Below are 13,056 nucleotides of genomic sequence, written 5' to 3'. Positions count from 1 at the left end.
CCGCTAATTTAAAATTTATTGAGGTGAGTATTCTTGAAAGCGTCAGGATATTTGAGTCCAAAACCCAGAATACGATCAAAACCGATGTGTGCCAGCATCACCACGCCCAGCATCATGACCGTTTCTTGCTCCATTACAAATCCACCTATCAACAAAACCATTACCGTAAGGTTGTGATGAAAAATGTTATAGGTGATCGCTCCAATCTTAGTATTAATGGTATAACCCAACATGCCAATGTCTGGATATAAAAATAATCCTGCAAATAGCCACCAATTGTCAAAAAACACGGCGTATAAAATGAATCCTGTACCTAAATATGCGATTCCCTCAGATCTAACAAGCCATTTCATCACTTCACCTTATATAGAATAGGCCTAGACGGCGCCGCATCATTTTCTATAGGCGCGACCTGTAAATCTAGGATGTAGTTTCCATCAACTACATTGCTGGGAACATAAATCAATTCAGTGATTGTGGCGTCCATGCGTTGCTCTCCATCAAAATTCCAGAAGGCTTTATGAGCAAGCAGTGCACCATTGTCTCTTTCTTTATCAACGCTTGGTAGGTCGATGAGGACATGTTTTATTCCGCTTTCGCGAAAGCGTAACATCACTTCTTCCATCAAATACGGCGGGTTCGTATTGCTATAGTTCCTGCTTTTCTTTGCATCTGTATTAGGCAGTGTGCGTATGATCACTACCTCCACATCTTTGAGATCATCAAACATGGCTGCGGTAATAACCTTATCACCATCTCGATCTTCTGGAGTTACACTAAATAGTTGGGCCGTGAAAAAACTCTTGTCTAGCGCATCGTTCACGCTGTGGAATTCTTCGGTAATATGACCAATACATTCCGTATGCGTTCCATGACTGTGCGGATTAAAAAACACATCATTGAAATTTGTGCTACCGCCCAAGGAAACTTTTCCCACATAACCGTCTACCTCAACATGCGTGATTTTAGGTTGATCAATGTACCAAGCGCCTACACCAGCATTATTCTGCACCGCAAGACTGATATCGTTGGGTTTATCAAGGTCGATTGAAAATGATTTACCGTCTATAATTAAGGTGGTTTCCATTAGATCTTTTTTTGATGGGGAACAAGAGACCATCGCTGCCACGATGATTACGCATAAAACTTTCATGACTTGGGTGATTTTTGAGCAATAGTGAATTCAATATCCCAATGAGCAAGGTATTCAGATAATGGACCTAAACCAACTGATGCCCTTCTATTGTCTACATTTTCAGGGTTTTCCAAATCATAAAGTTCATAGGTCGCTCCATTCATCAATACTTGAGAACCATAAATTTGTGGCTGTCCTTTATCCAGCATCATTCGATCTTTCATTAAGGCAATATCTTGTTGATCTAAGTCTCCGATTTGGGCTGCTTTTTCTAATGTGGGAAAGTATTGCTCTCGTTTTTCAGCGCCTGCATGTTGGATTACTAACCATATAGCTTGAAGGGATTTATCGCTTACCTTTTGTGAATTAGGCATCCCACATTTTTGCAAAACCAATTCCACTACTTCTAGATTGTTTTGATCAATCTCTTGATCCATCAAATTGTCCGTTCTATTTTGTTGATCACGATCATAAACTTCTTCTAATAGCTCATTAAGTTCTTGACAGTTGATCATTTCAGCATCTGTAACTAATGGAGTTTTCTTGCGGTTTTTCCTTTCTAGAGCAGAATCATTTAATTGAACTTTAATGAGTTGCATATCATCATTGATAAACCAGTCAGCATATAATAAATCCTCTGATGCTGCTTTCCTTTGTTTATCATTGAGCAACTCACCGTTTATGGAATAATACAAGACACTATCATTAACCTTAATAGAGTTTGAGAACATCAGCTCTTTCATTTCATCATAAGTCAATTTAGTTAGCTGCGGTTCCTTCTCAGTTTTACAACTTGAGAACAGTATCACGATCAGAAAGAAAAAAAAGTAATGTTTCATGAAATGAGATTCAGCATGAAGAGTTCGCTGGCGATACCATCGCTAAGAAATTTTCCTTTGCGGGTGACCAGCAAGGTATCGTCATCTAAATATAACAAATGATCCTTGAGATAACTTGCAGATTGCTTCAATAGATATTCTCTAAACTTAAGACCATATTCTTGCTCTACATGAGTCAGTGAGACACCATAAATGGTACGCAAACCCGTCATGATATACTCGTTGTAACGGTCCACCATGGTTAATTCTTCCACTTCTTGAGGCAGTTCACCGGCTTCAATGGCTTTGAGATATTGGACATTGTTGTTAATATTCCACGCACGCCTTTTGCCGTCAAAGCTGTGCGCGCTGGGACCAATACCTATATAGGATTTACCGGTCCAGTAAGCGGTATTGTTGCGAGAAAAGAAGCCATCCTTGCCAAAATTTGAAAACTCATAGTTTTCATAAGAATGCAATTGCATAGTGTCCAGTAAAATATTGAACTGCCGCTGTGCCTGCTCGTCATCTACTTCATCAATCACTCCTTTTTCAATAAATGTTTTGAGCGCCGTATCGTCTTCCACGGTAAGCGCATAACTTGAAATGTGCGGCACCTTTAACTCAATAGCCTTGTACAAATTCTCCCGCCAGCGATCATCGGTAAGTCCAGGAATCCCATAGATTAGGTCAATAGATATGTTGGGAAAGCGCTTTCGCGAAAGCGAGATACATTCTATCGCCTCAACTGCATTATGAGCTCTATTCATCAACTTCAGGTCTTCCTCAAAAAAGGACTGCACACCAATGCTGAGTCGGTTGATTTTAGTTTTTGACAAAGCTTCAATCTTTTCAGGAGTCAAATCGTCAGGATTTGCCTCCAATGTGATTTCTGGATCATCGCTGACATCGTAATTTGAATAAACCGTGGAGACGATTGCATCGATAGCAGTACTTTCAAGAACGCTGGGCGTTCCTCCACCAAAATAAATAGTCTCGATGGAAGCCGTATTTGCTTCATCGCTTCTCAGCTTCAATTCTTCCTGGATCGCTGCCACCACTCGATTCTTATGCTTCATCGACGTGACAAAATGAAAGTCACAATAATGACAGGCCTGCTTGCAAAACGGAATGTGAATATAAATGCCACTCATGTGCAACAAATGTAACGTTGAATCGTTAAAGGGATGAAATGAATATAGCGATCAGGCGAAATAATGTTAAATGTTGGTTTTTAACGGATTAAAACCTTATCATTAGATACATTCGGCATGATTTGTGAACCTTTTAACACGAACCGAAAAACCCTAGAAATCAGTATGTTAAATAAAATCTTAGTTTTTTTATTCCTAGCAGCATCTTGGAATATGAGTGCAGCAGATGATGCGCCACTAGTAAATCTTTCCCTAAACAATAAAGATGTTAAGACGTTCCAAAACACAACTCTTCAGCTGAACCTAAAGGCGCAGTTGATGGCAAACTCAAACTGGAGGAAATTAATCCAGCAAAAAAGAATGTCTGTAAGTCTTGTAGACTTGAACGATGCTGAAAACATAAAATATGCCAGCATCAACGGCAGCAATATGATGTATGCTGCAAGTCTTCCTAAAATAGCTGTTCTATATGCAGCAATGGATGCCATAGAAAAAGGTGAGTTGAAAGACACTCCAAAAGTTAGAGACGATATGTGGTTGATGATTTCAAAATCAAACAACGCAGCCTCTACTAGAATGATAGATCGTGTAGGTTTTCAAAAAATTGAAGATGTCATGTGCGATCCATCCAATCCTTTTTATGATAAAGATGGTGTTGGTGGACTTTGGGTAGGTAAAAGATATGCCGCTCAAGGGAAAAGAAATCCAGAACCTATTAGAGGATTGAGTCATGCAGCGACTACTGATGCTGTGGCAAAATTCTATTATCAATTAGCTACTGGTCAATTGATCAACAAAACCAGAAGCAAGGAAATGTTGGATATTATGGAGAATCCATCATTGCACCACAAGTTTGTAAATACACTTGATCGTATTGCTCCTGATGCAAGACTTTTTAGAAAAAGTGGATCATGGAAGAACTGGCATTCAGACTCCATTCTTGTTTGGGGTGAAGATGGTAGAAAGTACATTCTTGTTGCTCTTATAGAGGATCCTAATGGTGAACAAATTATTAGAAATTTAGTACAGCCAGCAGAAATGGCATTGCGCAAATCTGTTATCTTGCCTATCGAATTAGAACAAGAGAATGAAGTGGTTGTCCGACAGGATACGTAAAGTTTTTGATATACGGAGTGGTGAGCTAACGATCTCGTTACTCATGCAACTCTACATATTTCTTATCATAAGTGCGTTACTCGTAGTTAAACCTACGGTCAACGCACTTTTTCTTTCTGAACTAGGCGCTGATGCACTTGCTGAAGCTTTTGTGATTATTGCACTTGCTGCCATTGCTGGTTCCCTACTTTACAACAAGTCCTTAGAGCGCTTCAAGCTCAAGTCGTTGATACGCTACACCTTATTGGTCTTTACCTTAATCTTCATGATTATGGGTGTAATGATAGCTGTAGGATATTTCAATGGTATTCTAGCCTATTGCTTCTATACCATCGTTGCTCTTTTTGCCTTGCTTGCTACAAGCCAGTTTTGGGTCATGGCAAATGTGGTATTCAATGTTAGGGAAGCCAAAAGACTTTTTGGATTCATAGGCGCTGGTGGAATCGCAGGTGGAATTGTAGGTGGTTATCTAACCTCATTGCTTGCAGAGCATGTAGGTAACGGTGTACTACTCATACTGGCTAGCTTTATGATTCTAGGCTGCATCTTTGTGATGAATGCCATATGGCGCAATCGTGTAGACAAACTCAGTTCTTTTAAACGTAAAGAACGTGCTACAGTTTCCAGCGAAAGCAGTGTGAAACTCATTTTCAATTCAAAACACCTTACAGCCTTAGCTGCGGTAATCGGTATTGGAGTTTTAGTAGCAAAATTGGTTGATTATCAATTTAGCTACATATCATCCAGGAATATACCCGACTCGCAGGAACTGGCATCGTTTTTTGGATTTTGGTTCTCTACGTTCAATATCGTTTCCTTAGTTATTCAGCTATTTATTACCAGGCACATACTCTCCAAAAGTGGCGTAAGTACTGGTCTAGCTGCATTACCAATTGGTATTGTTTTCTGTTGTGTGGTGCTCCTATTTGTTCCTGAATTATGGATCGTGATCGTTCTAAAGGGATTGGATGGTAGTTTAAAGCAATCGCTCCACAAAAGTGCGGTTGAATTGTTAGCATTACCTATCCCGAGTGATGTGAAAAACAAAACCAAAACATTTATAGATGTAGTGGTTGATAGTATAGCCACAGGTTTAGCAGGACTTATATTGATTTTTGTAGTGAGAGCATTTGATCTATCTCCAGTTTTTATAACTGTATTGATCCTTGTTCTTGTTGTCATTTGGGTGATCATGATTATGAAGGTGCGTGATGCTTATTTTGGAACTTTCAAGGAAATGATCGTCAGCAAGGAACAAATCAAATTGGAGAAACGATCCAATAGCTTGATACGAAATAACATGAAGGTTGTTTTTGAATCTGGTGGTTCAAAGGACATCCTTTTTATGCTAGAACGTGTTCCAGAGTTGGCGCATCGTTCCCTAAAAGCACCTATTTTAAAACTATTAGATCACGATGATCCTGATGTAGTTGTCAACGCGATCCTAAACTTAAAATATATTGACCGTGGCCATCCCGTAGCTAAGGTTCACGATTTGATTTATATTGAAAACGATGATGTGGTGCTCGCTGCGATGCAATATTTAATGAGTCAGGACACCAGGTTTCCAGAACAGTTTTTTGAAAATTACCTGGATCACGAGAGCGATTATATATCCAGCGCTGCCCTTTTATGTCTGGCCCAAGAAACGGAAGACAATCCCAAACTAGCGGCTAAATACAATCTGGATTTACGTATCAATCTCTTTCTAGACGAGCTGGATCGCAACCAGGACAACTTTAGAAAGGCAGAAATTGTTGAGTTGATAAAAGCTTTGGGTTATGCTAAAGGTGAGAAGCGCCATCGCTTTATCCAACGCTATTTTGATGATCCAGATCATGAATTGAGGTCTGCTGCCATTATCGCAGCCGGCAACACGGCACATGAGAACTTTCTACCCATGTTGATCAATGAGTTGGAGGATGAACGCTTTCGCGAAAGCGCAATCATAGCCATCTCAAATTATGGCAACAGCATCATTACCTATTTAATAAAGCGTTACAAAGATCCAGTAGCACCCAAGACCGTGAAGAAATATTTACCCGATATTTTGCTGGAATTAGGAACTACAAAAGCAGTACGTGCGCTATTAAGCTTGAGTCAAGAAGGCAGCCTAAAGTTGCGCACTAGAATCACCAACGAACTGTCTCAGTTCAAAAAGCTAAAAGGTGATCTTCATATTTCCCAACGTGTATTTTTCAAATTAATTAGATCTGAATGTGAAGAATACAAACTATTAGAAAGCTCCTACTATTGCCAGCGTATTGTGGAACGATCCAATTTACATCCAGATCGAGTTATAGACATTAATGAATCAGGCTCGAGAAAACAGCTCATTATAGGTTTACGCAAGGCATTGGACAATAATCTTAAACGCATTTTCAACATTCTTGCATTGCACTTTAATTCCCGGGACGTTTTTATCGCGTATCGAGGTCTTCAAAGTGAGAAAAAGGAAACACGACGTGCGACCATGGAGTTTTTGGAAGGACTGATATCGCGCAACTTCAAGACCCAACTTTTCCCTATCATAGAATCTGCTATTAGTAGTAATGAAGCTAATCTTTCAGAAATTAACGATAGAGTGCATTTACCTACTGAAAAGCAATGTTATCATCAGCTATTGGAATTACAGGATCGCACCATCAACAAGCTTGTTATTAAGGTAATTCAGGATTCTGGAAAGGAAGAATTTATGCCATTGCTAGTTAGAGCCACAACAAAAAAAGACCCCATTGTTGCCGCGGCAGCAAGTGAGGCCTATGTAGAAATGCGCAATATTAGAAATATTGCTTAAGGTGTGTTTCTAACCTTCTGAACGTATTGCCTTATCAATAGCACTTGCCAGATACATGTGGTCTCCAGCAGAATTCTTACCTAATATATTTGACATCAAACACACGATGTAATTGGTGCCATCTGGATGTTCTACTAAAATCACACTATTCATGTAATTGAAATTGGTTCCAGCATATTTGGCTCCACCGCCACTATAATAACTTCCAGATTTGAAATAAACAGACGCATCATTAAGTCTTGGACTATAGGCATATCTAATCCTACGGTCAGTCATATACATAAGTCTCTTGAGCTCCAAGCTTGATTTTTCATCTACTATCTGGCCCTGCTCTAATTTTATAAACCATTTCATTAGGCCTGCTGGCGTTCCTATACTTCCACCAGTTGCTCTGGCGATACGATCTGGACCATTGGTAAAGAAACTTCCCAATCTCCATTCATCATGAGTGATACCCAAGTCACGCAACGGCTGATTCACAATTTCTGTAGCGACCTCTGACAACATTTTCTTGTCGGCTGTTTCCCAATAAGCATCAGCTTCTTCTTGGGTCAGGTCAAAATACTCATCGCCAAATAATTTCATCAACAAAGCTTCTCTCCACACGATACTTGCGGCACCATTGTTACTTACACTCAACATATGATCGACCCATTCATAGAGCGTGAATTCATCGCTGGCAACTACTTGTCTCTTAACCAACTTGTCCTTTTCCATATTATAGATAGGTACTGTATGATGATCACCAACTCCCCAAACTCCAGATTTGACTACCTTATCTCTCATCAACTTGGTACGTACATGAAAATCCTCTGGGCACAGAGCCGCTATTTGAGTGAAGAATGCCGTTGCTACAGCAAGCTTTCCAACACTACCAGGCTGGAAACCGCTCTGCTCATTCATTTCTGCATATCGGGTGTTATCTGGATCTGTTATATCGAGAACCGTGATAGCATAACCGCTACGTCTAGGAAACAATCGGGTCATCTTGTCCTGGAAGTCTTCATCAACCACCATGAAATCCTCTGTAGAAGTAGTGTCTTCACACAACCAAAGATTGATTTCTTCTGTTTTCTTGAAGGAACCTGGTTTCAGATAATATTCCGTAATGGTACTGTCCAATGTTTTTTCAAGTCGCTTCAGGCGCTTGATTCCTGTTCTTTCGTATCCATCAATAGGATAAACGGCCATGGCGATTATAGCTACAATCAATATGGACGCGATGTAATAATGCTTTTTCAATTTTTGATGTTTTTATTAAGATACAGCTGTGTGTTTAAGTTCACATCACTGTCTATGGATGATAGATATTCTGAATTCTTTGCCTGATCATTTTCTACAAATGGTCTGATCTGGAACAGGTACAACTTGCCGTCTTTGAAACCTAATTCAATATCCCAGGCTCCATCATAAGTTCCATTCTTGGATCCAGGCATGGTTTTATGTGCTTCTTCCGCAAACTGTTTGATGGTTATTAGGTTTGCATTAGTCAAAATGCTGCTATTGAAATCTGCATGTTCCATAACAGATCCACCGGTTACCGGCAACTTGCGTTGCTTATTCTCACGTGCTGGAGAGATGAGTTCACCTTTGCCATCTTGATCGATAAGATAGGTCTCTGCAGACTGGCCATCAACGGCACCACCAGCACCTCGACTCATAGCTACAGTAACTTTATTATCGTCATTATTGATAAAATCCTTTGTAATTAACACACCACTGTAATCCACATCGACGGTTGGGATAATTAGTATTGACGGATAAACATTTTCTGGATTCTCAAGGTAAGCTTGTCTCCATTTGAAACTACGCTCTGTATAAGGTGATGCCCATACATCTCTAATTCCCTGAATAATTTTATCTCTTTCCACAGCATTAAAGACAGTAAGATTCAAACCTGCTCCCGTAAATTCCTCAAGATCTTCCATGTTGGTATCGCTACGTAAAAACACAGGTACTGATCCTATCTTATCACCTAATACAGTTTTGAAATCACTTTCTAATTGACCAATGAATGCAGGCTTCATAGGCATTTCATTGATGGCAGCTCTAAGTTTAGTGAATTCTGCTAGCTGATATTTAATAACAGACGATTCTTGAACATCAGCATCCCTCATTGATTTTGCCGTATTGAAAATCTCTGTAAGATATTGCCAGTAAGATTTACCTTGACCAGGAATCTGCTGATTCATGTGATCTCTGAAAACCCCAAATGGAATTACAATTCCATTGACCACGTGTTCTGGAAACAACTGTTTCAATTGTCCAAGATTAGCCGCTTTTGGACCGCTTAGAATTCCGCTATCAGAGCTGGAAACCTTACTCATGTTGAGTGGCATGGTTCCATCAAGCTTAAGTTTACCTTCTGGAATCCTGATGGTTTTCTTTTCTTTTTTGTTATCTGTAAAAAGTCCTTTTTCAACGTCAGACATCTCACTAACAGATTTGATTACGACCGTACCACGACCGCTTACCGCATAGAAGATTTCCTTTCCATTAAATTTTTTGAGATCACTCAGGTTATCGGTTGAAATAGCTGCATTTGGTATTCCTAGATTTCTAGCTAGTAGTTGAACGTGCGATACCAAATTACCTTCAGAAACGGTTGCAATTCCAGCAACTGGTTTCAAGTCACTAGGTGGTCTGTCAAATATGTAGATTTTATTAGGGTCAACGGTCATGCCTTCTGCATTTCCTTCTACGACAACCAGTTCTCCTTTTGCATAACCAGCATTCAGTCCGCGCACTGTTGATGGATTGCTAACATTCTCTACTTGACTAGTCAATCCTATTTGTCTTGAGACAAGACCGCCTAGTTCTCCTATAGAGTCTCCTAAAGGTAACAGTAAGGAACTACGAATGCGGTCATCGTAAAATCCATATGCCAAAGGCTCAAACTGCACATACTCCTCAACCACATCTCCATAAATAGCATTCACCATTCCTGTTCCCCATTCTACCTGGCTACGTGCTGCAGCTATAAAATCGAGTAAGTCATGCGCTTTAATGGTTTCTCCTTCTGTAGAAAAAAGTCTTGGTTCTATCGCATCCCATTCCCATTGTTCTACATAACCACCAGCGGCAAGTGCCTCGCTAATTGCGTATACTTTGTCAAGGTGTTCTTGTAGTGTATTTGGTTCCCAATTAGGCACTGTTTGAAATATTAATTCTTCCAGTCGCAAGCTCAATTCCAATGCAGAAGTTCTGCGCGTGCCACGCTTATCATCCTTGATATTGCTTCTAATGTCGCACATCAACGATGCCGCTGCGGGAATTAGAATGGAAGGTTCTGTCTCGTTTGTATAGCTTGACGAGAACAATTCTGCTTGCTTGCGTATGTAAGAATCCTTATCCCAGTCAGCAACCATTTTTTGAAGACCTGCAACCGGTACCGGTTCAAAGAATTCCTGCATCACATCAATGAGCTTTTCAAACTCTTCTCTTTGCTTAAAAGTCAGGTCATCATTATATTCTTTGACCCATTCTTGAGTTGATGCTATATCTTTTGCTTCTGGATTTCCGTGAATCTTGATGCGAAGATCCATGAATTTTGGGTGTTTTTCTGCTAGTGTTTTACTAATACTGCGTACCTCTTGAGCAAGATTTGTATCTCCATCGTGCGGTAAATCTCTCAAACTCTCTCGCAATAAAAAGAAATCACGATCAATCAAATCATCGTCACCTAAGATCGTATAATAGAATTTGCGACCCCATTCTTCTTCATCCTCAATTTGTTTGGCACCGCGATAAAAACGAGATTTTTCCTGAATCCATCCATTATCTGCCGCTACTAAATAATTGTTGATTTGGTATTGTTTTAACCGCGAGTGATCATTGTCTCCATCCCAAAAACTCCATAGGTCTGCAGCTGCTAGAATCTCGCCAAAATAAATATGATTACGCCTTGCAAGTTGCTCGATTTCGGCTTTATAACTTGCGTGCTGGATACCACCGCCTATAGCGTCTGGACATGGATCTTTTGAGCCACGTTGGGTTCCATCTTCACAAAACCATTCGATTCTTTTGTAGGGACCACGATCTAAATCTCGATATTCCTCGATCATCGCTGCAATGCGGTCGTTGGTAAATTCTTGAGCCACGGCTGACATTGAAAATATCAAAAGGACACATAGGGAAAGTGTAATTTTCTTCATTATTCAAAAATAGGATTTTGAAGGTAAGTTCTTGCTGTTTAAGAGCGGTTTAACGACTTGACAAGCCCATTGCTTAGCATGGTCATTTCTTGTTTGAATAAATACATGTTTCAATATGCGTACCACGATTTGGGCGTTCCCTGCGGGCAGGCTATTCGCTACAATCTTTTTAAGCTTTTTGAATAGCACGTGGTGCATTCCTAAACCTTAAAAAGGATTTACGCTGCTATCCTTAACGCCATTTACATCAATAATAGAATGATGTAATGATGCAGTGATGGTAGATGGAAATTACGCTTTCGCGAAAACGATATAATCAGCCAGCAGTTACTTGCAGTTGATCCGCTTTTTCAAATGCAGCGACAGTAATATTACGCTTTCATTAACAGCAAGTGACTACCACCAACGATAACTTGAAGTAAATTTCAAACTATGTCCATTTTCAGTAAAATAAAGGGAACGATCGACTTGATGAAAAATATCGATCTGGAAAAATTAGCCGCGCTCAATGCAAAAGTTGACCTATCTAAAGTTATGGATACGGTAGGCGAACTTGACGATCGCCAGCTTGCTGGATTAATGAAAATGCTCTCTACTAAAAAGAAAAAGGGACAACATAAGCTGCCGCCTATTGATGGTGATTTCTATAACCTAAGTCTAGAATTGACTGAAGCGCAACGCGAGGTTCAAATGAAAGTGCGCAACTTTATGGAAGATGAAGTGCAGCCTATTGCTAACGATTACTGGAATCGTGCCGCGTTCCCACACGATCTGATTCCTAAAATGGCCAAGCTAAATATTGCTGGTATTGCTTATGAAGGTTATGGTTGTCCAGGAATGGACTTTGTGACCGAAGGAATTATTGCAGAAGAGGTCGCACGTGTTGATGTATCGATTTCGACGTTTTTTGGCGTTCACAGTGGACTCGCCATGGGATCCATTTATATATGTGGTAGTGAGGAACAAAAAGAGGAATGGTTGCCTCAAATGGCACGAATGGAAAAGATAGGTGCCTTTGGGTTGACTGAGCCAGAAGTGGGAAGCGGTATCGCCGGTGGTATGGAAACTACCTGTCAATGGGATGGAGAGAACTGGATCTTGAATGGTCAGAAAAAATGGATAGGTAATGCCACATTTGCTGATGTTATTATATTGTGGGCAAGAGATGTCGATTCCAATAGAGTCAAAGGATTCTTGATACGCAAAGGCAATCCAGGATACCACGCAGAAAAAATGGAAGATAAAATGGCGTTGCGTATTGTACAAAATGCGATCATAACGTTGACTAATTGCGTTATTCCAGAAAGTGATCGCCTACAAAAAGCAGATAGTTTTAAGGACACCGCAAAAGTCCTGCGCATGACTCGCGCTGGTGTGGCGTGGCAAGCTGTAGGTTGTGCTCGCGGTGCTTATGAAAATGCATTGAAGTACACTAAAAAGCGAGAGCAATTTGGTCGCCCTATTGCTAGCTTCCAGTTGGTTCAAAACCATTTGGTTGAAATGATATCCAATTTAACCAGCATGCAAACACTGTGCTTTAGATTGAGTGTGATGCAGGATCAAGGAATTCTAAAAGACGAACATGCCTCACTGGCTAAAGTCATCTGTTCCATGCGCACCAGAGACATTGTTTCTCGCGCACGTGAGGTCTTAGGTGGTAATGGAATTTTATTGGAACACAACGTCGCCCGTTTTGTAGCAGATGCAGAAGCGATTTACAGTTATGAAGGAACTAAGGAAATCAATAGTTTGATTGTAGGTAGAGCAATTACCGGCTATAGTGCTTTTGTAAGCTAGAATCACCCGAAGTATTAAGCTTTCTACAAATCCATGATAAGGTTGACTTAAAGGCAAAGCTATTCCTACAAATTGGTTTTATTTT

General features: G+C 40.2%; 9 protein-coding genes. 3 read left to right on the top strand and 6 right to left on the bottom strand.

The annotated features are described in order from the left end of the window. Window positions 1-8 precede the first annotated feature (8 nt). Genes BLO34_RS13035 through hemW form a run of 4 tightly spaced genes read right to left on the bottom strand, consistent with a single transcriptional unit; the run spans window position 9 to window position 3,107 of the window. A complete protein-coding gene (locus BLO34_RS13035; RefSeq protein WP_090755915.1) occupies window positions 9-353 on the bottom strand; it encodes a DUF4260 domain-containing protein in 345 nt (114 codons plus the stop codon). Beyond that, window positions 353-1,153 (bottom strand): cyclase family protein, encoded by an 801-nt coding sequence (locus BLO34_RS13030; protein ID WP_231959502.1) that lies wholly within the window; start codon window positions 1,151-1,153, stop codon window positions 353-355. The genes BLO34_RS13035 and BLO34_RS13030 overlap by 1 nt, the downstream gene beginning before the upstream one ends. Further along, window positions 1,150-1,974 (bottom strand): DUF6624 domain-containing protein, encoded by an 825-nt coding sequence (locus BLO34_RS13025; RefSeq protein WP_231959501.1) that lies wholly within the window; start codon window positions 1,972-1,974, stop codon window positions 1,150-1,152. Before BLO34_RS13025 ends, BLO34_RS13030 begins: the two co-directional genes overlap by 4 nt. After that, window positions 1,971-3,107: a radical SAM family heme chaperone HemW gene (gene hemW, locus BLO34_RS13020; RefSeq protein WP_090755913.1), complete on the bottom strand. Its 1,137-nt coding sequence runs from the start codon at window positions 3,105-3,107 to the stop codon at window positions 1,971-1,973. Before hemW ends, BLO34_RS13025 begins: the two co-directional genes overlap by 4 nt. 165 nt (window positions 3,108-3,272) lie before the next feature. Between hemW and BLO34_RS13015 the strand changes: the two genes are divergently transcribed. Together BLO34_RS13015 and BLO34_RS13010 are read left to right on the top strand one after the other, a co-directional pair. Further along, window positions 3,273-4,223, top strand: a complete 951-nt coding sequence (locus BLO34_RS13015) for a serine hydrolase (protein ID WP_090756679.1) — start codon at window positions 3,273-3,275, stop codon at window positions 4,221-4,223. Continuing rightward, window positions 4,195-7,020, top strand: a complete 2,826-nt coding sequence (locus BLO34_RS13010; protein WP_090755912.1) for an Npt1/Npt2 family nucleotide transporter — start codon at window positions 4,195-4,197, stop codon at window positions 7,018-7,020. The genes BLO34_RS13015 and BLO34_RS13010 overlap by 29 nt, the downstream gene beginning before the upstream one ends. A gap of 9 nt (window positions 7,021-7,029) precedes the next feature. On the opposite strand, the gene BLO34_RS13005 is transcribed toward BLO34_RS13010, so the two are convergent. Both BLO34_RS13005 and BLO34_RS13000 read right to left on the bottom strand, forming a co-directional pair. Beyond that, window positions 7,030-8,262 carry a serine hydrolase gene (locus BLO34_RS13005; protein WP_231959500.1) on the bottom strand — a complete coding sequence of 411 codons (1,233 nt, stop codon included), beginning with the start codon at window positions 8,260-8,262 and terminating at the stop codon, window positions 7,030-7,032. Beyond that, window positions 8,259-11,174, bottom strand: a complete 2,916-nt coding sequence (locus BLO34_RS13000) for a PEP/pyruvate-binding domain-containing protein (RefSeq protein WP_090755910.1) — start codon at window positions 11,172-11,174, stop codon at window positions 8,259-8,261. Before BLO34_RS13000 ends, BLO34_RS13005 begins: the two co-directional genes overlap by 4 nt. Before the next feature lie 432 nt (window positions 11,175-11,606). On the opposite strand from BLO34_RS13000, the gene BLO34_RS12990 reads away from it, so the two are divergent. Then, window positions 11,607-12,971, top strand: coding sequence for an acyl-CoA dehydrogenase family protein (locus tag BLO34_RS12990; protein ID WP_090755906.1), 1,365 nt, complete (start codon window positions 11,607-11,609; stop codon window positions 12,969-12,971). The last annotated feature ends 85 nt before the right edge of the window (window positions 12,972-13,056 follow it).

The sequence above is a fragment of the Nonlabens sp. Hel1_33_55 genome (genome assembly GCF_900101765.1).
Taxonomy (GTDB): Bacteria; Bacteroidota; Bacteroidia; order Flavobacteriales; family Flavobacteriaceae; genus Nonlabens.
Note: the sequence above shows the minus strand (reverse complement) of the source record. Positions and strands in the feature narration are given on the sequence as shown.

Coding starts and splice junctions, on each gene's coding strand:
- BLO34_RS13035 (WP_090755915.1), bottom strand. CDS start 353: ATGAAATGGCTTGTTAGATCTGAGGGAATCGCATATTTAGGTACAGGA.
- BLO34_RS13030 (WP_231959502.1), bottom strand. CDS start 1,153: ATGAAAGTTTTATGCGTAATCATCGTGGCAGCGATGGTCTCTTGTTCC.
- BLO34_RS13025 (WP_231959501.1), bottom strand. CDS start 1,974: ATGAAACATTACTTTTTTTTCTTTCTGATCGTGATACTGTTCTCAAGT.
- hemW (WP_090755913.1), bottom strand. CDS start 3,107: ATGAGTGGCATTTATATTCACATTCCGTTTTGCAAGCAGGCCTGTCAT.
- BLO34_RS13015 (WP_090756679.1), top strand. CDS start 3,273: ATGTTAAATAAAATCTTAGTTTTTTTATTCCTAGCAGCATCTTGGAAT.
- BLO34_RS13010 (WP_090755912.1), top strand. CDS start 4,195: ATGAAGTGGTTGTCCGACAGGATACGTAAAGTTTTTGATATACGGAGT.
- BLO34_RS13000 (WP_090755910.1), bottom strand. CDS start 11,174: ATGAAGAAAATTACACTTTCCCTATGTGTCCTTTTGATATTTTCAATG.
- BLO34_RS12990 (WP_090755906.1), top strand. CDS start 11,607: ATGTCCATTTTCAGTAAAATAAAGGGAACGATCGACTTGATGAAAAAT.